This window comes from Blastococcus sp. SYSU DS0552 (assembly GCF_054050815.1).
This window is the reverse complement of the sequence record NZ_JBJHAB010000001.1, coordinates 343495-367439: the sequence shown is the minus strand read 5'-3', so window position 1 is coordinate 367439 and position 23945 is coordinate 343495. Positions and strand designations below refer to the sequence as shown.

Sequence of the window (23945 nt, the reverse complement as noted above, 5' to 3'; positions counted from 1 at the left end):
GGTTGCCGGGCTCGGGTGGGTGCGCCGGTGCCGGCGGCGTGTCGCGAGGTCAGAGCTTGCGCAGCAGGACCCTGCGGACCGAGTGGTCGGCGGACTTCTGCAGCACCAGGCGGGCGCGGGACCGGGTGGGTGCGATGTTGTCCCGCAGGTTCGGCCCGTTCACCGCCGACCAGATGCCCAGCGCCGTCTCCCGCGCCTGGTCGTCGGTCAGCGCCGCGAAGCGGTGGAAGTAGGCCGTGGCGTCCTGGAACGCCGTCCGGCGCAACGCCAGGAACCGCTCGACGTACCAGCGCTGGATGTCGGCCTCGGCGGCGTCGACGTAGACGGAGAAGTCGAAGAAGTCCGAGAGGAAGATGTCGGGCGCGGAACCGTCCGTGCGGCGTCCGGCCTGCAGCACGTTGAGCCCCTCGAGCACGAGGATGTCCGGTCGGTCGACCGCCTGCACCCGTCCGGGCACGATGTCGTAGGACTGGTGGTCGTACACCGGCGCGAACACCTCCTCGCGGCCGGACTTCACGTCGGCCAGGAAACGCAGCAGTGCCCGGCGGTCGTAGCTCTCCGGGAACCCCTTCCGGCCGAGCAGGCCGCGCTCCTCCAGGACGGCGTTGGGGAGGAGGAATCCGTCGGTCGTCACCAGGTCGACCCGGGGGGCGCCCGGCGTGGCCGCGAGCAGCGTCTGCAGCAGCCGGGCCGTGGTGCTCTTGCCGACGGCGACGCTGCCGGCGACGGCGATGACGAACGGCACCTTGGCGGTGGTGTCGCCCAGGAACTCGCTCTGCGCGGCCCACAGCCGACGGCTGGCCGTCACGTGCAGGCTCAGCAGCCGGGCCAGCGGCAGGTAGACGGTGGCCACCTCGTCCAGGTCGATGCGGTCACCCAGCGAGGCCAGGTCCTCCAGCTCCGCCGCGTCCAACGGCAGGCTCGTGCCCGCCGCGAGCGCTCGCCACGAGTCGCGGTCGAACGCCGCATAGGGCGAGATGGAGCCTCGAGTGCCAGCCGTCACGCGCCCCATCGTGCCGTCCACCCCGGCGGCGGCGTGCGCGCGGGGTCACCCGGGCGGGTGGCCGGCAGCGGCCGGCGGGTGGGCGGGGGCCCGCCGGGCCGGGGCGGGTCTAGTGTTCTGGCGTGCCGACCCGTCCGGGAACGCTCGAGTGCATCGAGCGCTACTTCGCCGCCGCGCCCCAGCCGGACGCGCGGATCGAGGCCGCCGGGGCGCTGGACGTCCCGCTCGCCGATCCCGCCTGGCCCTATCCGGCCCGCCCGCGCCGCGGCGGCGACGAGGTGACCGCCGAGGACGTGCGCGCCGCGATCGCGCTGCAGCAGGCCGCGGGGGTGCCGGCGGCGCTGGAGTGGATCCTGGAGTGCTCGCCAGAGGTGGGGGTCGCCGTCCGAGCCGTCGGGATGACCGTCGAGGAGCTTCCGCTGCTCGTGGCCGCCGACCCCGTCGACGTCGTCCTCCCGGCCGGGGTCCGGCTCTTCCTGGTCGGCGCCGACGACCCGGAGCTGCCGCACTACCAGCACGTCGCCGCGCTGGCGTTCGCCCACCCCGGCGGCGCCGCCGACGTGCACGAGGTCCCACTGGAGTCGTCGGCGGAGGCGCAGCGGCGGACCGCCGTCCTGCGCGAGCGGATCGCCGACGGCCGGACGGTGATGATGGTCGCCATCGAGCACGGCCAGCCGGTCGCGGTCGGCTCCCACCAGCCCGTCGACGTCGACGGCACCGAGGTCAGCGAGATCGTCGGGGTCGCGACGCTGCCGCGGCTGCGCGGCCGCGGGCTGGGCGCCGGCGTCGCCTCGGCGCTGGCCGCGCACGCCCGGGAGACCGCCGACCTGGTCTTCCTGGCTGCCGGTGACGACGACGTGGCGCGGGTGTACGAGCGCATCGGGTTCGCCCGCGTCGCGACCACGGCCGTGGCCGAGCTCCCGCAGGACTGAGCCCGGAGGTCAGGAGTCCCGGGCCGAGGGCAGCTCGGCCGCCGCGGCGTCCAGGGCGGCGCGGGCCTCGTCGTAGCCCACCGACGCCGAGACCTCGCTGAGCAGGACCACCACCCTGCGCCCGATCACCCCGACCGAGTGCAGGTGGCGGTTGCCGTCGACGCAGCACATCCAGCCCTGCTTGACCGCGGGGCGCCCGGGAACGGCCCCAAAGACGCCGAACTCCTGGTCGAAGCCGTCGGCCGCCGTGGGTGTCGCCAGCCGCATCCACGCCAACAGCGCCGACGCGTCCGCGGGGTGTGCGAGCGCGGGCAGCAGCGACAGGAACCGGGCCAGGTCCCGGGCGCTGGTCAGCGTCCGGCCCCACTGCCCGGCCTCGGCCGGCGGACGGGTGCTCGAGAGCCCGTACCGCTCGGCGACGTCGACCACCATCCGTGGCCCGCCGTACCGCACCCACAGCTGCGAGGCGGCGGGATCGTCGGACCGCCGGATCATGGCCTGCAGCAGGGCGAAGTCCTCGCGGTCCAGCGCGAGGCGACCCGCCCGTGCGCGGTGCAGGATGTCCGCGGCCATGAAGAGCTTCACCATCGACGCCCCGGGGATCGGGCGCTGCGCCGCCTCCCCGTTGTCCGCGCGGTAGGCGGCCATCCGCGCCGCGGCCGCCTCGGCCGACCGGGGGGAGTGGTCGCCCGGTAGCTCCGGTTGCCGGGCCACCGCCACGGCGAGCGTCCCGGCCACCTCGTAGGCGTCCACCACGGCGGAGACGACCTCCTCCGGTGACGGACCCCGAGCCCCGGCGGGGGCCGGGGCGAGCACGGCGGCCACGAGCACGGCGACCAGCAGCGCCGGGAGCGAGGTGACCAGCCGCCCGGCGCGGTGCCGGTGGGGCTCGCGCGCCGGGCCGGTCGCGCCCGGGGGGCCGCAGGACGTCGTCGCCATGCCCGCGCGGTACCCACCGTGCGCGGATCGGTTCAACGTTGGATCACATCTGGTCGGTGGGTCGTCGCAGCGCGGAGGTGCCCGGCTGCGGACCGGTCAGTCCTGCTCGTAGGTGACGACCAGGGTGGCCCGCGCCAGCGTGTGGAAGAAGAGGTTGAACCCGAGTACCGCCGGCGTGGTGCTCGCGTCGACGTCGAGCCGGTCGGTGTCGACGGCGTGCACCACCACGAAGTAGCGGTGCGGCCCGTGCCCGGCCGGGGGAGCCGCACCCACGTAGCCGGCGAAGCCGCCGTCGTTGCGCAGCTGCACCGCGCCGTCGGGGAGCTGCGGGGCGTCCTTGTCACCGGCGCCCGAGGGCAGCTCGGTCACCGACGCCGGGATGTTCGCCACCGCCCAGTGCCAGAAGCCGCTGGCCGTCGGGGCGTCGGGGTCGAAGACCGTGACGGCGAAGCTGCGGGTGCCGTCGGGAAAGCCCGACCACGACAGCTGCGGGGAGCGGTCCTCGCCGCCGGCACCCATGACTCCGCTGACGTGGGGCATCGGCATCGTCTGCCCGTCGGACACGTCGCTGCTGGTCACGGTGAAGCCCGGTACCCGCGGCAGGAAGTCGTAGGGGTTGGGCGGGGTGGGCCGGTCGGCCATGGTGGTCCTCTCCCTCGGTAGCGGTACGACGGCTGGCGGGTCCGCCGGAGCGTCCCCCGTCGGACCCTAGGCAGCGACGCCTCACGGCGCCCGTCGGACCGGTCCCGGCACGCAGCCGTCGCCGTCCCGACACGTGCGCGTCCCCGGTCGCCGGTAGCGTCGCCGGCGTGTTCACCTCCCGATCGGTCGGCCTCCCGAACGGCGTCCGGGCCTGCCTGTTCGACCTCGACGGGGTCCTCACCCGGACCGCGACGGTGCACATGGCGGCCTGGAAGCGGACCTTCGACGACTTCCTGCGGTCGCGCGACCCCGCGGCCCCGGAGTTCACGCAGGACGAGTACAACCGGTACGTCGACGGAAAGCCCCGGGCCGACGGGGTCCGCGACTTCCTCGCCAGCCGCGGCATCGTGCTGCCGGAGGGCGAGCGGGGAGACCCCCTGGACGCGGCGACCGTGCAGGGGGTGGCCGGGCGCAAGAACGAGCTGGTCCTGGCGGAGCTGGCCGAGCACGGTGTCGAGGTCTACGAGGGATCGGTGCGGTACCTGCGCGCGGTGAAGGAGGCGGGCCTGGCCACCGCGGTGGTCACCGCCTCGGCCAACGGCGAGCAGGTGGTGGCCGCCGGCGGGTTCGCCGACCTGATCGACGCCCGCATCGACGGCGTCGTCGCTCGGGAGCGGGGGCTGGCGGGCAAGCCCGCCCCGGACACCTTCCTCGCCGGCGCCCACGCCCTGGGCGTGCCGCCGCAGGAGGCCGTCGTCTTCGAGGACGCCCTGGCGGGGGTGGCCGCCGGCCGGGCGGGCGGGTTCGCCTACGTCGTCGGTGTCGACCGGGTCGGGCACGCCGACGGTCTCCGGGACGCCGGCGCCGACGTGGTCGTGGCCGACCTCGTCGAGCTGCTGGAGAAGCCGTGACCGAGGGGCGGGCGGTCTTCCCGGTCGAACCCTGGGCGCTCACCGAGGTCGGGCTGGACCGCGACAGCCTGGGCGTGCACGAGTCGGTGTTCGCCCTGGCGAACGGTCACCTCGGGATGCGCGGTTCGCTGGAGGAGGGGGAGCCGGTCGTCGTCCCGGGCACCTACCTCAACGGCTTCTTCGAGGAGCGGCCGCTGCCCTACGCCGAGGCCGGCTACGGCTTCCCGGAGATGGGGCAGACCGTGGTTAACGTGACCGACGGCAAGCTGATCCGGCTCCTGGTGAGGGACTCGCCACTGGACCTGACCTACGGCGAGGTCATCGACCACCGACGCACCCTCGACCTGCGCGCCGGGGTGCTCCGGCGGTCGACCGAGTGGCGTTCGCCCAGCGGCCGGACCGTGCGCGTCACCAGCACCCGCCTGGTCTCCCTGGCCCGGCGCTCGATCGCCGCGATCGAGTACCAGGTGGAGGTCACCGACGACCTCGGGGACCTCTACGTCGCCCTGCAGTCCGACCTGCTGGCCAACGATGACGGCGCCCCCGACGGCGACGGCGATCCGCGCGCCGCCGCCGCCCTCGCCCACCCGCTGGAATGCGAGCTCGCCGCCGGTCGCGGCCGCCGCGCCGTGCTCGTGCACCGCACCCGCCGCAGCCGGCTGCGCATGGCCGCCGGCATGGACCACGTCATCGAGGTCCCCGACAGCTGCACCGAGGACATCGAGGCCGCCGGGGACCTCGCCCGCTACACCCTGGCCGCCCGCATCCCGCCCAGCGGGTCGCTGAAGCTGGTCAAGTTCCTCGCCTACGGCTGGTCGTCGCGCCGCTCCAGCGCAGCGCTGCGCGACCAGGTGGAGGCCGCGCTCGCGACGGCGAAGCTGGCCGGCTTCGAGCGCCTGCTGCGGGAACAGCGCGAACTGCTGGCCCAGCACTGGGACGAGGCCGATGTCGAGATCGAGGGGGACGACGAGCTGCAGCAGGCCGTGCGGGTGGGCATGTTCCACGTCCTGCAGGCCGGGCTGCGCGGCGAGCGGCAGGCCATCCCGGCCAAGGGGCTGACCGGTCCGGGCTACGACGGGCACACGTTCTGGGACACCGAGACCTACGTCCTGCCGGTGCTCACCTACACCGCGCCGCACGCGGCCCGGGACGCGCTCATCTGGCGGCACACCACGCTGGGCCTCGCCCGGGAGCGGGCCCGGGTGCTCGGTCTGCGCGGTGCCGCGTTCCCGTGGCGGACGATCAGGGGCGAGGAGACGTCGGGCTACTGGCCGGCCGGCACCGCCGCCTTCCACATCAACGCCGACATCGCCGACGCCGTCGTCCGCTACTACGACGCCACCCTCGACGACGCCTTCGACCGGGACTACGGCACGGAGCTGCTCGTCGAGACCGCCCGGCTCTGGGCGTCGCTGGGGCACTTCGACCCCGAGCACGGTTTCCGGATCGACGGGGTGACCGGGCCCGACGAGTACACCGCCGTCGTGGACAACAACGTCTACACGAACCTCATGGCGCAGCGGAACCTGCGTGAGGCCGCCGCCGCGGTGCGCCGTCAGTCGGCGGTGGCCGGCCGGCTCTCGGTGACGGAGGACGAGGTGGCGGAGTGGCTGCGGGCGGCGTCGTTGATGGCGGTGCCCTACGACACCCAGCGCGGCGTCCACATGCAGTCCGACGGGTTCACCCACCACGAGGAGTGGAACTTCGAGGCGACGCCGCGGGAGCACTACCCGCTGCTGCTGCACTACCCCTACTTCGAGCTGTACCGGAAGCAGGTGGTCAAGCAGGCCGACCTGGTGATGGCCCTGCACCTGCGGGGGGACGCGTTCACCCTCGAGGAGAAGATCGCCGACTTCGCCTACTACGAAGCGCGCACCACCCGCGACTCGTCGTTGTCGGCCACCCAGCAGGCCGTCGTCGCCGCCGAGACCGGCCACCTCGACCTCGCCCACCAGTACTGGGCCGAGGCGGCGCTCACCGACATCCAGAACCTGCACCACAACTCCGGCCACGGGCTGCACATCGCCTCGCTGGCCGGAGGGTGGACCGTCGCCGTCGCCGGGTTCGGCGGACTGCGTGATCACGGCGGTCAGCTGTCCTTCGCGCCACGGCTGCCGGAGCGGATCAGCCGGCTGCGGTTCCGCGTGGTCTACCGCGGACGCAAGCTCACCGTCACGGTGGAACGCGAGCGGGCCACCTACCGGCTGGTCGACGGGGACCCGCTGGACATCAGGCACCACGGGCGGCAGGTCCGCGTCGACCACGACGACGTCGTGCTCGAGGTTCCGCCCGCCCCTGCGGTCGCCCCGGTGCACCAGCCGCCGGGCTGCGAGCCACGCCGCCGCGCCCGCGGCTGAGCCCCTCCCGCCGGCCGCGGGTCGGTGCTCGCGAGCTCTGTCACCGCAGCCGCAGCCGAGTGCGGTCCGGGGCGCCCCCCAGGGCCCCGGGTGGCGTCGCGCTCGGCGCGACGGCGACGCACTTCCGTTATCCCCAACAACAGATCAACTGTCGCCGTGGTTCAGACGAGCAACCACCTCGCGCCTAGAACGAGCGCTCCAACATCGACGAGCAGGAAGACGCCCACCCAGACGATCGCGGGGAACGGGGTCAGCCGGGCCAGCTGGTCGGCGTCGGAGTCCCGTGCACCTCGACGGCGCCGGGCGCGCTGGAGTTCGAGCACGGCGCGGGGCGCGGCTAGCAGGAGGAACCACGTGGCGACCGCCGCGAACCCCGCCTGACCCGCCGGCGGCAGCCACCAGGTCGCGCCGAAGACCACCGCACCGGTGGCGAGCACGGACCACAGCCCGAACCAGTTGCGGATCTGCACCAGCAGGAGCGCGAGCAGCACGAGGAGCGCCCAGAGCAGTCCGATGGCGTGCCCGGCGGAGAGCAGCGCCGCGGCGCCGAGCCCGAACAGCGCCGGCCCGGTGTAGCCGGCCGCGCAGGTGAGCACCATGCCCAGGCCCGTCGGCCGACCCGCGGAGACGGTCAGGCCCGAGGTGTCCGAGTGCAGCCGGATGCCGGCCAGCCGCCGCCCGGCCGCGAGCGCCACGAGCCCGTGGGCCCCCTCGTGGGCGATCGTCACCACGTTGCGGGCGGGCCGCCACAGCGCGGGGGAGAGGACGAGCAGCGCAGCGATCGCGGCCGTGGCGAGCAGCACCGTCGTCGATTGGTCCGGCACCGTCGCCGTCACACGGCTCCAGAAGCGGGCGAGGACCTCCACGGACGGCAGTCAACCCCACCGACCTGGCCGTGACGGGGGAGTGGCCGGGGTGTCGGCCGAGGCCGGGCTCACACCGCTGCGGGGCTCCCGCCGGCCCGCGTCGCGAGCGATGCTGGTGGCATGACGACGACCAGCACCGTCACGCGGGACGACCTCCCGGTCACGGTGTCCTTCACGCGGCGCGCCGACCCGGCGCACGCGCGCGAGATGACGGCGTGGATCCGTGCCGGTCTCAGCATGGCGGAGGGCTTCTCCGGCTTCCTCGGTGGCGGCTGGGTCCGCTCCCGGCGGGACGCCGACGAGTGGCACATGCTCGTGAGGTTCGCCGACCAGGCCACGTTGGCCGCCTGGGAGGCTTCCTCGGAACGCCAGTGGTGGTTGCGGTCCGCGCAGGGGCTGGCCGAGGTCACCCGCACCGAACGGCGCACCGGCATCGAGGGCTGGTTCGACTCACCGGTCGCGGAGGAGGTGCGCCCTGCACCCGCGCCGGCTGCTCCACCGCGGTGGAAGCAGGCGGTGACCATCTGGCTGGTCTTCTTCCCGGTGAACCTGCTGGCCACCGTGACGCTGGGAGCGGCGCTGGCGGAGGTCCACGTGGTGCTGCGCGTGCTCGCCGTGACCCTCGCGCTGACGCCGGTCATGACCTACCTGCTGCTGCCCTGGATCACCGCCCGGCTGCAGTGGTGGCTGCAGGGCCGTCGCTGGCGGGAGCGCTAGGAGCCGGCACCGCATGCGCCGGCGCCGGGACCGCCGAGGTCAATTGCCCGGCTTGACCGCCTTGCCGCGTTCCTGCTCCGCCTCGTCGGCCTCGTAGGCGCCGGGGATCGCCTGCGCTCCGCCCCCGTCACCCGTCCCGGGCGTGAGCGGCCGCCGGGTCAGGTCGTGCGGGCCGGAGGAAGGCGTGCCACCCGGCTCGCGCCTCTCGTCGGTGTCGGGTCGTCCCTCGGTCACGGCATCCTCCAGGGGTCGGGTGCACGGTCCACGGACGCCTACCCCGGTGGGGCCCCGGAGAACCCGGCCCCTGACCGTCAGGAATCGAGAAGCCCGGGCCGCGGTGTCGTCACCAGCGTCATCGGGGCGGGCAGGTCGCCCGCCCCGATGATGGGGAGGGAGCCGGCCATGGCCTGGCTGTCCACGGAGGAGCGCGAGGCGATCAAGGAGCGCGCGGCAGAGATGGAGACCGCCGGACGGCGCGGTCGCGGTGCAGGGAAGGCGGCCGCCGATGCGCAGGACGTGCTGGACAAGATCGCCGAGATGCCGGCGCCCGACCGCGCGCCCGCCGAGCGGGTGCACGCCGTCGTCACCGCGGCCGCGCCGGAGCTGGCGCCCGAGCTCTGGTACGGCATGCCCGCGTACGCCCGGGGCGGGAAGGTGGTGGGCTTCTTCCGCAGCGGGCAGATGGACCGCACCCGGTACTCGGTGTTCGGCTTCAACGACACCGCGACGCTCGACGACGGCGGCATGTGGGCGACCTCCTGGGCGCTGACGGAGCTGGACGAGGCCGCCGAGGCGGAGATCACCGCGCTCGTCGAGCGGGCAGTGGGCTGATCGTCGCCGGTGACGGCGCTCAGAGCATCCCGGCGTCATGCACCACGAGCGCGACCTGGACCCGGTTGGCCACCTCCAGCTTGGTCAGCAGCCGGGAGACGTGCGCCTTGACCGTCGCCACGCTCATGTAGAGCTCCGCAGCGATGTCGGCGTTGGAGAGCCCTCGCCCGACCGCGAGGGCGACCTCGTGCTCGCGCTCGCTCAGCGCGGTCAGCAGCGCACGGGCGCGCTCGCCGGCCACGTCGGGGGGCGCCACCGCCGCGGCGACGTGCGCCATCAGCTGCCGCGTGACGGTGGGGGAGAGCATCGGCTCACCGTCGGCGACCCGGCGGACGGCGTCGACGATCGCCGCCGGGGGTGTGTCCTTGAGCAGGAAGCCGCTGGCCCCGGCCCGCAGCGCACGCAGCACGTGGTCGTCGGCGTCGAAGGTGGTCAGCACGATCACCTGCGGCCGGTCGGTGCGCAGCTGCAATTGCTCCGTGGCGGCCAGCCCGTCGACGCGTGGCATCCGGATGTCCATGAGCACCACGTCGGGCGCCCCCGACGTCACCGCTGCCGGCACCTCGTCGCCGTCGGCCGCCTCACCGACCAGCGTCAGGCCCGGTGCGCCGCCGAGGACCATCGCCAGCGCGGCGCGCACCAGCGGGTCGTCGTCGACGACCAGGACCCGGGCGTCGGCCCCCGCGGCTCCGGCCACCCCCGTCACGCGGACCCGGCCGGCGGGGCCCAGGGCAGCCAGGCGCGCAGGCGGAACTGCCCGTCGGCGCTCCAGCCGTGCTCGAGCGTGCCCCCGGCCAGGCTGACCCGCTCGAGCAGGCCCACCAGGCCGGTCCCGCTGCCCGGCAGCGGTGCGGGCGCGTCGCCGCCGATCGACGGCGGGTTGCGCACCTCGACGGCGAGCCCTGAGCCCTCGGCTCCCTCGACCAGCACGTCGGCGATGGTGCCGGGCGAGTGCTTGCGGACGTTGGTCAGCGCCTCCTGCACGACGCGGTAGGCCGCGCGCCCCGCCGACGACGGAACGCGCGCCGGGTCCGGGAGGCGGTAGCGGGCCCGCACCCGCAGACCCGCCTGCCGACACTCCTCGAGCAGGGCCGGCAGGTCCCCCAGCGTCGGCTGAGGCCGCTCCACGGCGCCCGGTTCGGCCGACTCGCGCAGCACCCCGATCACCTCCCGCAGGTCCTCCAGGGCCTGGCGGGCGCTGGCCCGGACGACCCCGGCCGCCGCGGCGACGTCAGCCGGTGGCGCATCGGGCCGGAACTCCAGAGCGCCGGCGTGCATGCTCAGCAGCGAGAGCCGGTGGGCCAGGACGTCGTGCATCTCGCGGGCGATGCGGGTGCGCTCCAGCTGCTGCGCCTGCTCGACGCGCAGCCGCTGCTCGGTCTCGGCGCGGACGGCACGGTCGCGCAGCGACACCACGAGCTGGCGCCGCGCCCGCACGAACATGCCCCAGGCCACCACCGCGGCGGTGGCCACGACGACGAGACCGGCGAGCACCAGCGGGGAGAGGTCGGGATCCGGGCGGAGCCGTACGTAGACGGCGAGCGACGCGAGGTTCACCGCCGCGACCCCGAGCACGCTCGGCCAGGCACGGTGCACGGCCACCGTGAACAAGGAGATGAGGATCGCGACCCCGGCCATGTCGGAGAACGTCCCGAGGAGCGCCAGCACCAGTGCGACCGCCACGGGCCACCGGCGACGGCCCCAGAGGAGGGCGCAGCCGAGCGATCCGGCTACCAGGTCGGCGAGCAGCAGCCGGTCCGGCGGTGGTGACGGGCGGCTCAGGGCCTCGCCGACGAAGACCAACCCCAGGCCCACCGACAGCACGAAGAGCGAGAGGTCGACGACCCAGTCCCGCAGCGAGCGGCGCACCCGGCCACGCGGACGCTCCGGACCCGCGTCGGGGGAGAGGGAGTCGGCGAGCAGCCGAGCCGGGACGAACGACGGGTGGTCCACGCCCGCGGGTCCGCTCCGTGCCTGCCCGATCGCCGTGCTCACCGGGTCAGGCTACGGGCGGGGAGCGCCTCGTGGCACCGACGAAGGTCGGTGCCACCCCCGCCGAGGGGCGACGGAAGTCGGCCGGTTCCCGACCCGTGGCCGATGTGGCCGCAGGGCCCGGCGCGCGAGGGTGAGCGCGTGATCGAGATCGAGAACCTGACCCGGAGGTACGGCACGCAGCTGGCCGTCTCCGACGTGTCCTTCAGCTGCCCGCCCGGAACCGTGACCGGCTTCCTCGGGCCGAACGGGGCCGGCAAGAGCACCACGCTGCGGGCGCTGTGCGGGTTGGCCGAGCCGACCGCCGGTTCGGCCACGATCGCCGGCCGTCGCTACCGCGACCTGCCCAACGCCGGACGGCAGGTCGGTGTGCTGCTCGACGCCGGGGCACAGCACTCCGGGCGGACGGGCCACGAGGTGCTCACCCTCTCGGCCATGGTCCTCGGCGTCCCACGCACCCGGGTCGCCGAGGTGCTGGAGCTGGTGGGGCTGGCGGGCCCGGCGGCAGGCAAGCGGGTGAGCAAGTACTCCCTCGGCATGCGGCAGCGTCTGGGGATAGCCGCAGCCCTGCTGGGTGACCCGCGGGTGCTCGTGCTCGACGAGCCGGCCAACGGGCTGGACCCGGAGGGCATCTTCTGGATGCGCGGCCTGCTGCGCGGGTTCGCCGACCGCGGCGGCACGGTGCTGCTGTCCTCGCACCTGCTGCGCGAGGTGGAGGCCGTCGCCGACCGGTTGGTCGTCATCGCCGGCGGCCGGCTCGTCGCTGCGGGCGCGAAGGAGCAGCTGCTGGCCGGCGCGGGCACCGTCGTCCGGGCCCGTGAGCGCGAGGCGCTGCAGCGAGCGCTGACCACGGCCGGGGTCCGGGTCGAGACGGATGATGACGGCGCCCTGCTGGCCGGCGCCGACGCGGAGGCAGTGGGGATCGCGGCAGCCCGGGCCGGCATTCCCCTCCTGGAGCTGCGGGCCGCCTCGGGCGCGGGGTTGGAGGAGCTCTTCCGCTCGCTCACCCACACGGGCGACGGCGGAGCCGCCGTCCCGACCGATGCTCCGGTGCAGGAGGCCGGCTCGTGACCGCGACCCTCCCCGTCGTCGAGGTGCCGCCCCCCTCGCTGCCCACGCTCGTCGCCGTCGAGCTGCGCAAGGCCCGCGACACCCGCGCCGGCGCGTGGCTGCTCCTGGTCGTGGCGCTGCTCGCCCTCGTCGTCCCCGGCCTCATCCTGTTCTTCGGGAAGGCACCGGAGAAGACGTTCGCCGAGTACCTGGGTGCCGCCCAGCTGCCGGTGGCGCTGCTGCTGCCGGTGGTCGGCATCCTGCTGGTCACCAGTGAGTGGTCGCAGCGCACGGCCCTGACCACCTTCGCCCTCGTGCCGCAGCGCTCCCGCGTGATCGTCGCCAAGCTCGGGGCGGCGGTGCTCCTGGGCGTGCTCGGCGTCCTGGCCAGCGCGGCGGCCGCGGCCCTCGCGGCAGCCCTCACCCCGGTCCTGACCGACGACCCGACCTCGTGGTCGGTCGACGTCGACCAGGTCGTCCAGGTGCTGCTCGTGCAGGTGCTCAACGTCCTCGTCGGCGTCGCCTTCGGCCTGCTGCTGCTGAGCTCGCCGCTGGCGATCGTCCTGTACTTCGCCCTCCCGACCGCGTTCACCGTGCTGGTGAGCACTGTCGCGGCGCTGGACTGGGTGCGCGACTGGCTGGACCTGACGACCACCACCGGCCCGATGTACCTCGGCGAGCTCGACGGTCAGGGGTGGTTGCAGGTCGGCACGTCGACGGCGCTGTGGTTGCTCGCGCCCCTGGTGGCCGGCTGGGTCCGAGTGCAGCGCAGCGAGATCGCCTGACGCGGCGGGCGCTCCACCGGCCGGTGGATCGCCCGCCTCAAGTTGTTGCGTCAGGTTGACGGCGTTGTCGTCCAGGTCGGTGACGTGCGCGACGCGCTGCCCCCACGGCATGTCGTTCGACCCGTGCGGCGCCGCGCCGCCGAGCTCCGCGACCCGGGGGAGGACGCCGTCGACGTCGGGGACCTCGATGCTCAGCAGCACCCGCCCGGGGGTGCCGGCCGCGACGCCGGAGTCGGCGGTGAGGCCCAGCTCCGAGCTCCCCACCCGCAGACCCAGGTAGGACAGCGGTCCCTCCTCCGGGGAACGGTCGATCTCCTCCGCGTCGAGGAGACCGACGTAGAAGGACCGCAGCCGTTCGAGGTCGGGCGTGACGACGATCGGGCGGACGGTGGGGGACATGCGGGCTCCCGGGTGCGTGGTCGGCGGTGGTGCTGGGTGGACCACCGCCGGCGCGAGAACTGAGCGATCAGCCCTCCCGGATGAGCAGCCAGCGGGCGAACGCCGCGTCCGCGTGCAGCTCCGTCCGCCAACGCACCGACAGCCGGAAGGCTCCCGGCGGCACGACCAGCAGGGGGCTCGCGTCGGTGGCGGCGCCTGCGGCCAGCTCGCCGGAGTCCGGCGTCGGGCCGGGGGACTCGGGCAGCAGGAAGGCGCCGTCCTCGCCCGTGCCGTCCAGCGCCGCGCTGATGAAGGCGAGCCGGCCGCTCGGGACGGACACCACGTCGCCGACCTGGTCGTCGGCCTCGGGGAAGGCCAGCGCGGCGTCCAGGGCCTCCCGGTAGTCGCCCGCGGTCGCCTGGACGACGGCGATGCTGCCGTCGTCGGCGCGGAACACCTCCAGCCAGCCCTCGTCGCCGACCTCGGGGTCTGTCAGCACCAGCGCCGCGGTGCTCCCACCCAGCCGGATGCCGGTGAGCTGGTAGTCCAGCTGTGGCACCAGCGCCTCGTACCCCTGCTCGCTGAGGCCGCGCCAGTACGGCAGCAGGTCGCTGTCGAGGGCGAGGAAGGGTTCGCCGTCGGTCCAGCAGCGGCCGACGTGGGTCCAGGTGCGCGGCATGGTCCGATCATCGTCCCCGTCCGCGGGCGGCCGCCGCTACGGTTCGGCAGATGTCGGCGCACAGGCTGGACCGGGACGAGGCGCGCGCGATCGCCGTGCGCGCCCAGCTGCTGGACGGCCACCGACCCGAGAGCCTGCTGGCGACGGTCCGGCACCTGACGCTGCTCCAGGTCGACCCCACAGCGGCGATCGCTCCCAGCGCCGACCTGGTCGCCTGGAGCCGGCTCGGGAGCAGCTACCTCCCGGCCCAGCTGACCCGGGCCCTCGAGGACCGCAGCCTCGTGGAGCACAACGCACTGGTCCGGCCGATGGAGGACATCGCGCTGCTGCTGGCGGGCATGGCCCGCTGGCCGAGCAGGGAGGCGCCGCGTGCGTGGCTCCAGGCCAACGAGTCGTTCCGGCGCGACGTCGTCGGGCGACTGCGCTCGTCCGGGCCGCTGCTCTCCCGGGACATCCCCGACACGAGCTCGGTGCCGTGGGCGTCCACGGGCTGGACCCACGACCGCAACGTCACCCAGATGCTCGAGTTCCTGATGATGCGCGGCGAGGTCGCGATCGCGGGGCGGCGCGGCCGGCAGCGCCTGTGGGACGTCGCCGAGCGGGTCTACCCGGCCGGTCTCACCGCTGTGCCGCTGGAGGAGGCCCGCCGCATCCGCGACGAGCGGCGGCTGCGCGCCCTGGGCCTCGCCCGGGAGAAGGGGGCGTCGGTACCGGGCGAGCCGGTCGACGTCCGCGACGCAGGGGAGTCCGCGACCATCGAGGGGGTGCCCGGGAGGTGGCGGGTCGACCCCGCCGCGGTCGGGCAGCCGTTCGCGGGGCGGACCGCGCTGCTGTCACCGTTCGACCGCCTGGTGCACGACCGTCGGCGCGTGCTGGAGCTCTTCGGCTTCGAGTACCAGCTGGAGATGTACAAGCCGCGGGCCAAGCGCCGGTGGGGCTACTTCGCGCTCCCCGTCCTGCACCACGACCGGCTGGTCGGGAAGCTCGACGCCACTGCCGATCGCGCCGGTGGCCGGCTGGTGGTGCACGCCGTCCACGAGGACGTGCCGTTCACCGCGGCCGTGCGCGACGCGGTGCGGGCCGAGATCGGGGAGCTCGCGGGGTGGCTCGGCCTGGTGGTGGATGCGCCGACCCGGTGAGGTCAGCCGGCGCCGGCCAGCACGTCGGCGAGCGGGCCTGGCCGGCTCAACGCCACGCAGTGGCCGGCGTCGATCTCCACGGGGCGCACCCCGAGGCGCACGGCCGCCAGGCGACGCAGGAAGCCGGCCGGGAAGAGCCGGTCCTGCGTGCAGACGACGACGGTGGTCGGCACGTCCGGCCACGCCTCGAGCGGCCACGGCTGCGCGCACGCGGCGGTGGAGGGGTGGGCGCGTTCCCTGCGCATCGCCTCGTCGGCCAGCGACCGGGGGACGTCGTGGTAGTAGGCGACGTACGGGTCGTCGCTGCCGGTGCGGCCCCCGTCGAGGGCCGCCTGGGCCCGTGCCGCCTCGGCGTAGCCGCTGCTGGTCCACCACTCGTCGGGTGCCTCACCCGGTGCCGGGACCATGCCGGCTACCAGGACCAGCGCCCTGGCCCGGAGGCGGGCGGCCACCAGGGGAGCGGTGAACGCGCCGAACGACTGACCCACGACCACGAGGTCGGGGGCGGCGCCGACCGCCTCGACGACCGCATCGGCGTAGTCGTCGAGCGACAGGGAGTCGTCGCCGGCTGCGAGGTCCGGTGCGACCACGTGGTGGCCGCGCGCGCGGAGGTCGGACTCGACCAGGTGCCAGTACCACCCGTCGTCACCGGCTCCGTGCACCAGTGCGAACGTGCTCACCGGCGCCTCCCATCGTCTGTCACCGGGGTGCTCAGGGAAGACCCGTGTGGTCCACCGAACTCATCGGCGATCCGGCGCCGCGACGGGCGACGGGGCGCCGGCTCAGCCGGGGTCGGCGGCGACGATCTCCTTCAACGCACGGACGTGGCCCCGGTAGGCGCGGCTGCCCTCACTGGTCAGTGCCAGCCAGAGCCGGCTGCGGGCATCGCGAACACCTTTTTCCTGTGTGACGTAACCAGCGTCGGCAAGCTGGGTCAGGTGCTTGCTGAGCGCCGACTTCGAGATGCCGAGCTTCTCCTGCAACACGGTGAACTCGACCTTCTGGGCGGCGCTGAGCATCGCGCAGATGCGCAGCCGGTGCGGCGCGTGGATGACCTCGTCGAAGGCCGGGGCGTCAGCGCTCATGCCCGTACTCGCGGCCGTAGCGGTACCCGGTGACGAGGACGGCGCCGGCGACGACCGCGGCGCCCGGGAACCAGATCCACCAGGCGTCGGTGAAGGCCTCCACCAGCCAGCAGGCCACGAACGTGCCCAGGACGACGGCCAGGTACCCGACCATGTCGGCCGGCTGCACCGAGGCGCCGGACACCCCCTCCGGGTTGAACCAGTACCGGTGGGCGAGCAGGCCGCTGATGACCACGAGGGGGAGGACCGCGAAGGCGGCGGTCTTCGGGGGCAGCAGCTGGGCGAGGGCGACCCCGGCGACGACCGCCGCCATCACCACGAAGAACCAACGGGGGATCGGCGGATACCGCACCGCGTCCTGGTCGCGCGCCAGCTGGGCGAGCGTCTCGCGGGCTTCCTCGGGGGACGGTGATCGGCCGCTAGGAGTTTCCATATGGGAAACAGTAGGGCAACGTTTCCTCGACGGCAACACTGGCCACCCTGGTGGCGAGGCGGATCTGTGCCCGCGCGGCGGGGGGCCGTCGTTGATCGGGCCCTGACACTGGATCCGTGGCGAGAACCGTGCGCGTCCACGAGGCGACGACACACCTGTCGGCTGCTGGAAGCGGTCGGGGCAGGGGAGGACGTCGTCATCACTCGCGCTGGCAAACCGGTTGCCCGCCTGGTCGCGGCCGGAACCCGGGCGGTTCGGCGCGTACCGGGCTCGCTGCGGGGCCGGATGAGGATCGCGGACGACTTCGACGAGATGCCCGAGGGGGGCGCTCGCGGCATTCCGAGGCGTCGGCCCGTGACCTTGCCGGCGGAGCTCGGTCGGCGTTGGTGGTCCACGGAGCCGAGTGCGGCGACAGGATGGTGATGGTGGCATTGCCGCCCGCCCATGTCCGGTGGGTGGTCCCCGTCATGCAGGGAGCGGCTCGCGCACCTGACCTGGCCGTTGCCGGCGCTCAGGTCAGGTGAGTTGCTCGTGCCGGAACGTCTCGCCGTGGGGGTAGATGAGCTCGACCTCGAAGCAGTCTGCGGCGACATGCTCGAGGAAGCTGCGGGCGGTCCCGGTGGGTGCGGCCGGGAGGAGGACCGCGATGGACTCGACGGTGGTCCGGTCATCGAGGGCGGAGGTGTTCGCTGCGTACCGGTAGGCGGCTGCCTGAGCCCATGCGTGAGCGACGGTGACGACATCGGCGGCGGCTTTCGCCTCCACGACGCGCCGGACCGTTGGCTCGTACACGTCGGCTCGCAGTTCACCGATGGGGTGCTCTCGGAGGTAGCGGTGAGGGAGTGTCGCGACATACGCGGCGACGAGGTCCGCTTCGAGCTGCTGGCGGGCGGGTGAAGCCGGTGGTTGCACGGCGATGGCTTCAGCCCGTTGAGCGAAGCGGCCAGCCGTGTCGAAGCGTGACGGCAGGTCGGTGCGCTGCCAGTACACGCGGCTGCTCTTGAGTTCGTGACCTTTCAGCAGGGTGTGCATGGCCTCGTAGACGTCGCAGTGCCGGTAGCGGCCGTCGAGCTCCTCGAAGGTCTCCCAGATGGACCGGCTGCCGCCCGGGCGGTCGTTGCGGGTGCAGGGCCACTGCAGAGACAGGACGGCGGCGGCGACCTCATGGAGGGGTGCGGGTGCGGCGTCGCCGGGGCGGGGGTGGCGCATGCGCTCGGGGGCGTGGGCGAAGCACATCACACCGGTGCGTTCGAGGTCCAGGACGGCGCGGAGGACTGCCGGGGTGGCCTCGGCCGTGTAGCCGCGCGCCTTGAGGTGGTCGATGACCTCGCTCCACTGCAGCAGATCGTCTCCGAGGTGCTGCTCGATATAGCGGGTCGCGACGGCAGTGACGTGGTCGAGGTTCTGCGAGGCGGAGGCGGTGCTCATGACGGTGAACGCTACGACGGTCACGGGCTCGTCGGTGCTGGGACGCTGTACGGCGTCGCGCCCACCACCTGGCGGAGCTGGTCCTGCATCCGTTGCAACAGTCCCTCGGCTAGTTGACATAACGTCGATTATCGGCGCGATAGAACGGGGCGCGAGAAGGGGCTGACACCTGTCGGGATCGCCCAGGTCGGCCGGCGTGATGACCGTCCACCGCAGGCGTCGCCGCCGCGGCCTTCTTCTGACGTCCGAAGCCGACGCCGGAGGCCGATGTCGGAGGCCGACGCCGGGACGCCGCTCGGGTGCCCGTGTCGACGTCCCGCCTCGCGACCCGCGGCTGGGTCGGCAGCCGGCTGCCTGTGCGCACATGCGGGCACCTCCGACCTCCGGCTCGTCCGACTCCCCCGAAGTTGATCTTGACTCGGGACGTGCGCCGCCCGTCGAGCGTTCGGGCGGCCCGTCCAAGGCCCCGACATCCGCTCCTCCCCGCCACTCTCCCCGTCCGCTGACACCCGCATCGTTACGTCACAGTGACGTATTCACTGTGGTGTCGGTCGTTCGACAGGCGGCCCACCGTCGGGCTTCGTAGGGTCGGGCACATGAGAATCCGACGACCGTTCGCCGCACTGCTGACTTCGCTGGCGCTCTTCGGCGGAGCTGCGACGCTGACCGCGTGCGGGGATCCGGCCGGGCTGGATCGCAATGACGGCAGCACCGACGAGGTCGTGGAGACGGTCGACCCCGAGGACGCCGACCGGGAGAACCTGCCGGACGTCAGCAACCCGGAGACCGACCAGAACACCGACGACGACACGCAGGGCGACTGAGGTGCCGGTCAGCTGGAGCGTTCGGTGACCCAGAGCCGGTCCAGCCGGCCCGTCGAGTGGACGAGGTCGGCCAGGGAACGCTCCAGCTCGGCCTTGGTCGGCCGCTCCTGCAGCAGCGTCTGCACGTCTTCCAGGGCGCAGCGCAGCTGGAACAGCCGGTCCTGCAGCCCGTCCAGCTCCGCCCGTGACACCAGTACGACGTCGCCGGGCAATCCTGCCTTCGCCGTCGCCGAGCGCTGCTCGTAGGCGCGCTGGCGGCAGGCCTGGCCGCAGTACAGCCGCGGCCGCCCGACCGACCCCTGCTGGGGGAGAACCCGGCGGCACCAGCCGCACCGGCGTTCCTCACCGCTCCCCCGGCTGGGGAGTGGTGCGACGGGAAGGGATGCGGTGCTGCCGGACGCGTGCTGCTGTGCCACGCCTGCGCACGCTAGACGCCGCTGCCGACAGTCCTGCATGACACGCCAGAACAGGCGTGGAAGGGCTGCCGACCTGTGGCCGGAGGCTGGTCGACCACCGCCTCCGACCGTGTCGACGGGGCTTCGCAGGTGCCCCGACCGGTGCCACTAGCGTGGACGGCGTGCCTGCCGCGCGCTTCGCCTTCCTCGACGCGCCGACGCCGTTGGCCATGGCGCACCGCGGTGGAGCGATCGAGCACCTGGAGAACAGCATGCCGGCCTTCCAGGCCTGCGTGGACCTGGGCTACCGGTATCTCGAGACGGACGTGCAGGTGACGGCCGACGGCGTCCTCGTCGCCTTCCACGATCCCACGCTGGAGCGGGTCACCGACCGCAGCGGCCGCCTCGACGGCCTGACCTGGGCACAAGTTTCCGAGGCCCGCATCGGCGGCCGGGAGCCGATCGTGCGCCTCGAGGACCTGCTGGGCGCGTGGCCCGACGTCCGGTTCAACCTCGACATCAAGGCCGCCGGCGTGCTGGCCCCGCTCGTGCGCCTGGTGCGGCGCATGAAGGTGCTCGACCGCATCTGCCTGGGCTCGTTCTCCGACGCCCGCGTCGCCGCGGCCCGGCGGCTCTTCGGACCGAAGCTCTGCACCTCGCTGGGGCCCCGGGGGGTCGCGGCGCTGCGGTTGTCCTCCTACTCCCCCCGCGCCGCCGGGCTGGTGCGCATCCCGGCCGGCTGCGCGCAGGTGCCCCTGCATCTCGGCGGCCGCGCCCTGGTGGACGAGCGCTTCCTCGCCGCCGCCCACGCGCGCGGTCTGCAGGTGCACGTGTGGATCGTCGACGACCCCGATGAGGCCGCGGCCCTGCTGGACCTCGGGGTCGACGGCATCATGACCGATCGGCCGGCGATGCTGCGCGAGGTGCTGGAGAAGCGCGGCCAGTGGGCGCCACCGTCGTGACGTGGCTCCGGGACTGGCGTCCGCGCACGCCCCCGCTGCCGGAGGATCTCGCGGCCCTCGTCCGGCCCGACGACCCCGAGTGGTTCGCCCGGGAGCTGGCCATCGCCGTCGCCCCGCCGTGGTGGTTCTGGCGGTTCGTGCTGCGTCGCTTCTCGTGGCTGGTGAGCGTCTTCGGCCGCGTGGAGGTCACCGGCGAGATCCCCGAGGAGCTGCGGCGGGGGCCCTTGCTGCTGGCCGCCAACCACATCGGCGACTTCGATCCCTTCGTCATCGCCGTCGCCCTGCACCGGCTGGGCGTCTCCCCCCGGATCATGGCCACCGGGGGCATCGTCTCCGCGCCGGTCGCCGGCCCGCTGCTGGAACGGACCGGCGCCATCCGGGTGGAGCGGGGCACCGAGCTGGCCCGCCACGCCGTCCGCGTCACCGAGGTGGCCCTGGTGCACGGAGGCCACGTCGTCGCCTATCCCGAAGGCCGGGTGGGCCTGGCGCCGGACCTCTGGCCCGAACGGGGCCGCACCGGCATGGCGCGGCTCGCACTAGGCCTGCGGGTGCCCGTGCTCCCGGTGAGCCAGTGGGGTGCGCACGAGGTGCTCCAGTACGGCAACGACCTCGGCAAGCTGCGCACCCTGCTGCGGGCCGTGCTGCACCGTCCCGCGTTGCGGGTGCACGTCGGCCCGCCGGTCGTCTTCGACGACCTGGAGATGGGCCGCGTGGGAGACGCCAACCGGGCGCGCACCCGCATCGCCGCTGCGCTCACCCGGGGCCTGCGCCCACTGCGGTCCGACGAGCTCGACGGCCCCGCGTTCGTCGATGCGACACGGCCCACGACCGCCGTCGCCGCTTTTCCCGGCGGTGTCGTGCCGGAGGACATCCCGTGACCGGCGCGGGCCGGTGCTGGACCGGCCGCCACCTGCCTGGCACCCTGCCGCGGTGACCACCGCCGTCCCCGCCGCCGACCCGTCGGTGCCGTCGACCGATCCCGCCCTCCGGCGCGAGCGGTTCGGTTGGTACTCCTACGACTGGGCGATGTCGGTCTTCAACACCTCGGTGACGACCGTCTTCCTCGGCCCGTACCTGACCGCGATCGCGCGGGACGCCGCGGGCCCGGACGAGCGGCTCTCCTTCCTCGGGCTGTCGCTCGCGGCCGGCAGCTGGTTCTCCTACGTGCTGTCGGCGTCGGTCGTCCTGCAGGTGCTCGTGCTGCCCCTCGCCGGCGCCGTCGCCGACCGCACCGGCCGCAAGCGGGAGATGCTCACCGGGCTGGCGATCCTCGGGGCGCTCGCGACGACCGGCCTGTTCTTCGCCGGCGACGGCCGGTGGCTGCTGGGCGCGGGTCTGTTCGTCCTCGCCAACATCGCGTTCGGCGCGGCCACGGTCGTCTACTACTCGTGGCTGCCGGAGCTGGCCGGACCCGACGAGCGCGACGCCGTCTCCAGCAAGGGCTGGGCGTTCGGCTACGTCGGCGGGGCGCTGCTGCTGGCGGTCCACCTGGGCCTGGTCGTCGCGGCCGAGGACCTGGGGCTGACGACCGGTGAGGCCGTGCGCATCTGCCTGGCGACGGCGGGGCTGTGGTGGGGCGCCTTCACGCTGTTCTCGGTGTCCCGCCTGCGCAACCGCCCGGTCGCGCCCTCCGCAGGCCGGTCCAGCAGCAGCTTCCGCCAGCTGGCCACCACCTTCCGCGAGATGCGGGCCTTCCCGCTGACGCTGTGGTTCCTCGGTGCCTACCTGCTGTTCAACGACGGCGTGCAGACGGTCATCTCCCTGTCGGCCACCTACGCCACCGAGGAGCTGGACCTGGCGCAGGACGTGCTCACCGGCGCGATCCTGATGGTCCAGGTGGTGGCGATCTTCGGCGCGCTGGGCCTCGGCCGCCTGGCCGGTCGCTACGGCGCCAAGCGGGTCGTCCTCGGCGCCCTGGTGGCCTGGATCGGTGTGCTGTTCGCCGCGTTCTCCCTGCAGACCGGCGCGGTCGCCCAGTTCTACGCCCTCGCCGCCGTCATCGGGCTCGTGCAGGGCGGCACCCAGGCCCTCTCCCGCTCCTTGTTCAGCCAGCTCATCCCGGCGGGCAAGGAGGCGGAGTACTTCGGCTTCTACGAGATCAGCGACCGCGGCACCAGCTGGCTCGGGCCGCTCGCGTTCGGCCTCACCTACCAGCTGACCGGCTCCTACCGGCTGGCCATCGTCAGCCTGGTGATCTTCTTCGTGGCCGGGTTCGTCGCGCTGGCCGCGCTGCCGATGCGCCGCGCCGTCGTCGCCGCCGGCAACACGCCGCCGGAGAAGCTGTGACCGCGCCCGACGGCGAGCGGCCCGCTCCCCCGCCGCCGCTGCCGGTGGTGCCCGCCTCCGGCGACCGGCGACGCCACCCCGCACCGGCCCACCTGCGGTTCTTCCACGGCCCCATGGACTGCGGGAAGTCCACGCTGGCGCTGCAGGTCGACCACAACCACAGCCGGCAGGGCCGGCACGGGCTGCTGGTCACCCAGGGCGATCGGTCCGCGGCTCCGCGGATCAGCTCCCGCGTCGGGCTCTGCCGGGCGGCGATGGAAGTGCACGCGGGCACCGACCTGCGGCTGCTCGTCCGCACGCGCTGGGCCGACGGCCACCGGGTCGACTACCTGATCGTCGACGAGGCGCAGTTCCTCCTCCCCGCCCAGGTGGACCAGCTGGCCGAGCTGGTCGACGAGTCGCACGTCGACGTCTACGCCTTCGGGCTCACCACCGACTTCCGCGCGCAGCTGTTCCCCGGCACCCGACGCCTGCTGGAGCTGGCCGACGAGGTGCAGCGCATCCAGGTGGAGGTGCTCTGCTGGTGCGGTCTCCCGGGGCTGCTCAACGCCCGGGTCATCGACGGCGTCATGGTCCGCTCCGGCGCGACCGTCGTCGTCGCCGACACCGCTCCCCCCGAGCTGCCCGGGGAGGGCGCCGGCGCCCCCGCCGTCCGGTACCAGGTGCTCTGCCGACGGCACTACGTGCGCGGCGAGCTGGGCCCCACCGCCGCCGGGCCGGGCCAGCTCGCCCTGCCCTGAACGGCGGCTCCTCACCCCTGCGGGGGGCGCCCGCGCCCCGGATCCCACCCCATGCGATGATGAGCAGCCGATTCGGCGGAATCTCTCCGCCTTTTCGGTCGTTCATCTCTCTGACTCCCCGGTCGCCTGGGTACTGCCCTGGCCACCGGACGTCGAGTCCCGACCGACACGAGCACGAGAGGACGGTGTGCCATGGGTGAGCGTTCCCTGCGCGGCAGCCGACTGGGCAGCGTCAGCTATGAGACCGAGCGCAACACCGCGCCCATCGAGCGGCAGTACGCCGAGTACCGGTGCGCCTCGGGCCACCTGTTCACGGTGCCCTTCGCCGACGACGCGGAGCTCCCCGACACCTGGGAGTGCAAGTTCGACGGTTCCGCGGCGAAGCTGGTCGGTGGGACCGAGCCGGCGCCCAAGAAGGTGAAGCCCCCGCGGACGCACTGGGACATGCTCCTGGAGCGGCGCAGCGTGGAGGACCTCGAGGAGGTCCTCGCCGAGCGCCTCGAGGTGCTCCGGGGCCGGCGGACACGCGCCAGCTGACCCCAGCCCTACCGCAGTGACCGGACGGCCCCGG

Annotated in this window: 28 protein-coding genes and 1 pseudogene; 15 read left to right on the top strand and 14 right to left on the bottom strand. The window is 73.9% G+C overall.

Annotated features, from left to right (window positions below; translation table 11 throughout):
* Window positions 1–49: 49 nt before the first annotated feature.
* Entirely contained in the window at window positions 50–1012 is a 963-nt protein-coding gene (gene coaA, locus ACI8AG_RS01785; RefSeq protein WP_456590836.1) for a type I pantothenate kinase, read from the bottom strand.
* A gap of 113 nt (window positions 1013–1125) precedes the next feature.
* Between coaA and ACI8AG_RS01780 the strand changes: the two genes are divergently transcribed.
* Window positions 1126–1935 carry a GNAT family N-acetyltransferase gene (locus ACI8AG_RS01780; protein WP_456590837.1) on the top strand — a complete coding sequence of 270 codons (810 nt, stop codon included), beginning with the start codon at window positions 1126–1128 and terminating at the stop codon, window positions 1933–1935.
* Between the two features lie 9 nt (window positions 1936–1944).
* On the opposite strand, the gene ACI8AG_RS01775 is transcribed toward ACI8AG_RS01780, so the two are convergent.
* Window positions 1945–2874, bottom strand: a complete 930-nt coding sequence (locus ACI8AG_RS01775) for a serine hydrolase (RefSeq protein WP_456595683.1) — start codon at window positions 2872–2874, stop codon at window positions 1945–1947.
* Window positions 2875–2970: 96 nt separating this feature from the next.
* Entirely contained in the window at window positions 2971–3516 is a 546-nt protein-coding gene (locus ACI8AG_RS01770; RefSeq protein WP_456595682.1) for a YbhB/YbcL family Raf kinase inhibitor-like protein, read from the bottom strand.
* A 167-nt stretch (window positions 3517–3683) separates the two neighbouring features.
* Here ACI8AG_RS01770 and ACI8AG_RS01765 point away from each other — a divergent pair, with 167 nt between their 5' ends.
* A complete protein-coding gene (locus tag ACI8AG_RS01765; RefSeq protein ID WP_456595681.1) occupies window positions 3684–4427 on the top strand; it encodes a beta-phosphoglucomutase family hydrolase in 744 nt (247 codons plus the stop codon).
* Window positions 4424–6784 (top strand): glycoside hydrolase family 65 protein, encoded by a 2361-nt coding sequence (locus ACI8AG_RS01760; protein WP_456595680.1) that lies wholly within the window; start codon window positions 4424–4426, stop codon window positions 6782–6784. The genes ACI8AG_RS01765 and ACI8AG_RS01760 overlap by 4 nt, the downstream gene beginning before the upstream one ends.
* Before the next feature lie 161 nt (window positions 6785–6945).
* On the opposite strand, the gene ACI8AG_RS01755 is transcribed toward ACI8AG_RS01760, so the two are convergent.
* A complete protein-coding gene (locus tag ACI8AG_RS01755) occupies window positions 6946–7650 on the bottom strand; it encodes a M50 family metallopeptidase (RefSeq protein ID WP_456595679.1) in 705 nt (234 codons plus the stop codon).
* Between the two features lie 120 nt (window positions 7651–7770).
* Here ACI8AG_RS01755 and ACI8AG_RS01750 point away from each other — a divergent pair, with 120 nt between their 5' ends.
* Window positions 7771–8367, top strand: coding sequence for an antibiotic biosynthesis monooxygenase (locus ACI8AG_RS01750; RefSeq protein WP_456590843.1), 597 nt, complete (start codon window positions 7771–7773; stop codon window positions 8365–8367).
* Window positions 8368–8406: 39 nt separating this feature from the next.
* Here the strand turns inward: ACI8AG_RS01750 and ACI8AG_RS01745 are convergent, their stop codons facing one another.
* Entirely contained in the window at window positions 8407–8601 is a 195-nt protein-coding gene (locus tag ACI8AG_RS01745) for a hypothetical protein (protein ID WP_456595678.1), read from the bottom strand.
* A gap of 168 nt (window positions 8602–8769) precedes the next feature.
* Between ACI8AG_RS01745 and ACI8AG_RS01740 the strand changes: the two genes are divergently transcribed.
* Window positions 8770–9198 carry an iron chaperone gene (locus tag ACI8AG_RS01740; protein WP_456595677.1) on the top strand — a complete coding sequence of 143 codons (429 nt, stop codon included), beginning with the start codon at window positions 8770–8772 and terminating at the stop codon, window positions 9196–9198.
* A gap of 19 nt (window positions 9199–9217) precedes the next feature.
* Here ACI8AG_RS01740 and ACI8AG_RS01735 read toward each other — a convergent pair whose 3' ends face one another.
* Window positions 9218–9895: a response regulator transcription factor gene (locus tag ACI8AG_RS01735; protein ID WP_456595676.1), complete on the bottom strand. Its 678-nt coding sequence runs from the start codon at window positions 9893–9895 to the stop codon at window positions 9218–9220.
* 5 nt (window positions 9896–9900) lie between these two features.
* Complete coding sequence (locus ACI8AG_RS01730) at window positions 9901–11193, bottom strand: sensor histidine kinase (protein WP_456595675.1); 1293 nt, start codon at window positions 11191–11193, stop codon at window positions 9901–9903.
* Window positions 11194–11331: 138 nt separating this feature from the next.
* Between ACI8AG_RS01730 and ACI8AG_RS01725 the strand changes: the two genes are divergently transcribed.
* Both ACI8AG_RS01725 and ACI8AG_RS01720 read left to right on the top strand, forming a co-directional pair.
* On the top strand, window positions 11332–12261 hold the full coding sequence (locus ACI8AG_RS01725) for an ABC transporter ATP-binding protein (protein WP_456595674.1): 930 nt from the start codon (window positions 11332–11334) through the stop codon (window positions 12259–12261).
* Entirely contained in the window at window positions 12258–13025 is a 768-nt protein-coding gene (locus tag ACI8AG_RS01720) for a hypothetical protein (protein WP_456595673.1), read from the top strand. The genes ACI8AG_RS01725 and ACI8AG_RS01720 overlap by 4 nt, the downstream gene beginning before the upstream one ends.
* A gap of 66 nt (window positions 13026–13091) precedes the next feature.
* On the opposite strand, the pseudogene ACI8AG_RS01715 reads toward ACI8AG_RS01720, so the two are convergent.
* Together ACI8AG_RS01715 and ACI8AG_RS01710 are read right to left on the bottom strand one after the other, a co-directional pair.
* Window positions 13092–13424: pseudogene (locus ACI8AG_RS01715) on the bottom strand (VOC family protein); the annotation flags it as partial.
* A gap of 67 nt (window positions 13425–13491) precedes the next feature.
* Complete coding sequence (locus ACI8AG_RS01710) at window positions 13492–14082, bottom strand: hypothetical protein (protein ID WP_456595672.1); 591 nt, start codon at window positions 14080–14082, stop codon at window positions 13492–13494.
* Window positions 14083–14132: 50 nt separating this feature from the next.
* Between ACI8AG_RS01710 and ACI8AG_RS01705 the strand changes: the two genes are divergently transcribed.
* Window positions 14133–15221 (top strand): DNA glycosylase AlkZ-like family protein, encoded by a 1089-nt coding sequence (locus ACI8AG_RS01705; RefSeq protein ID WP_456595671.1) that lies wholly within the window; start codon window positions 14133–14135, stop codon window positions 15219–15221.
* 2 nt (window positions 15222–15223) lie between these two features.
* Here ACI8AG_RS01705 and ACI8AG_RS01700 read toward each other — a convergent pair whose 3' ends face one another.
* The 3 genes from ACI8AG_RS01700 to ACI8AG_RS01690 form a co-directional block, all read right to left on the bottom strand.
* Window positions 15224–15901 carry an alpha/beta fold hydrolase gene (locus ACI8AG_RS01700; protein WP_456595670.1) on the bottom strand — a complete coding sequence of 226 codons (678 nt, stop codon included), beginning with the start codon at window positions 15899–15901 and terminating at the stop codon, window positions 15224–15226.
* 102 nt (window positions 15902–16003) lie between these two features.
* Window positions 16004–16306, bottom strand: a complete 303-nt coding sequence (locus ACI8AG_RS01695) for a transcriptional regulator (RefSeq protein WP_456595669.1) — start codon at window positions 16304–16306, stop codon at window positions 16004–16006.
* Window positions 16296–16739: a hypothetical protein gene (locus ACI8AG_RS01690; RefSeq protein ID WP_456595668.1), complete on the bottom strand. Its 444-nt coding sequence runs from the start codon at window positions 16737–16739 to the stop codon at window positions 16296–16298. Before ACI8AG_RS01690 ends, ACI8AG_RS01695 begins: the two co-directional genes overlap by 11 nt.
* On the opposite strand from ACI8AG_RS01690, the gene ACI8AG_RS01685 reads away from it, so the two are divergent.
* The gene (locus ACI8AG_RS01685) at window positions 16740–17162 is read left to right on the top strand and encodes a type II toxin-antitoxin system Phd/YefM family antitoxin (protein ID WP_456595667.1); all 423 of its coding nucleotides are present in this window, start codon (window positions 16740–16742) and stop codon (window positions 17160–17162) included.
* Window positions 17163–17255: 93 nt separating this feature from the next.
* Here ACI8AG_RS01685 and ACI8AG_RS01680 read toward each other — a convergent pair whose 3' ends face one another.
* The gene (locus ACI8AG_RS01680) at window positions 17256–18167 is read right to left on the bottom strand and encodes a hypothetical protein (protein WP_456595666.1); all 912 of its coding nucleotides are present in this window, start codon (window positions 18165–18167) and stop codon (window positions 17256–17258) included.
* Between the two features lie 596 nt (window positions 18168–18763).
* On the opposite strand from ACI8AG_RS01680, the gene ACI8AG_RS01675 reads away from it, so the two are divergent.
* Entirely contained in the window at window positions 18764–18991 is a 228-nt protein-coding gene (locus tag ACI8AG_RS01675) for a hypothetical protein (protein WP_456587816.1), read from the top strand.
* An 8-nt stretch (window positions 18992–18999) separates the two neighbouring features.
* On the opposite strand, the gene ACI8AG_RS01670 is transcribed toward ACI8AG_RS01675, so the two are convergent.
* Window positions 19000–19407 carry a hypothetical protein gene (locus ACI8AG_RS01670; RefSeq protein WP_456587817.1) on the bottom strand — a complete coding sequence of 136 codons (408 nt, stop codon included), beginning with the start codon at window positions 19405–19407 and terminating at the stop codon, window positions 19000–19002.
* 161 nt (window positions 19408–19568) lie between these two features.
* Here ACI8AG_RS01670 and ACI8AG_RS01665 point away from each other — a divergent pair, with 161 nt between their 5' ends.
* The 5 genes from ACI8AG_RS01665 (at window position 19569) to ACI8AG_RS01645 (ending at window position 23911) form a co-directional block, all read left to right on the top strand.
* A complete protein-coding gene (locus ACI8AG_RS01665) occupies window positions 19569–20348 on the top strand; it encodes a glycerophosphodiester phosphodiesterase (RefSeq protein WP_456595665.1) in 780 nt (259 codons plus the stop codon).
* Window positions 20330–21226 (top strand): lysophospholipid acyltransferase family protein, encoded by an 897-nt coding sequence (locus ACI8AG_RS01660; protein ID WP_456595664.1) that lies wholly within the window; start codon window positions 20330–20332, stop codon window positions 21224–21226. The genes ACI8AG_RS01665 and ACI8AG_RS01660 overlap by 19 nt, the downstream gene beginning before the upstream one ends.
* A gap of 52 nt (window positions 21227–21278) precedes the next feature.
* Window positions 21279–22634 (top strand): MFS transporter, encoded by a 1356-nt coding sequence (locus tag ACI8AG_RS01655; RefSeq protein WP_456587820.1) that lies wholly within the window; start codon window positions 21279–21281, stop codon window positions 22632–22634.
* Window positions 22631–23374, top strand: a complete 744-nt coding sequence (locus ACI8AG_RS01650; RefSeq protein WP_456595663.1) for a thymidine kinase — start codon at window positions 22631–22633, stop codon at window positions 23372–23374. Before ACI8AG_RS01655 ends, ACI8AG_RS01650 begins: the two co-directional genes overlap by 4 nt.
* Window positions 23375–23566: 192 nt before the next feature.
* The gene (locus ACI8AG_RS01645) at window positions 23567–23911 is read left to right on the top strand and encodes an RNA polymerase-binding protein RbpA (RefSeq protein WP_456587822.1); all 345 of its coding nucleotides are present in this window, start codon (window positions 23567–23569) and stop codon (window positions 23909–23911) included.
* The last annotated feature ends 34 nt before the right edge of the window (window positions 23912–23945 follow it).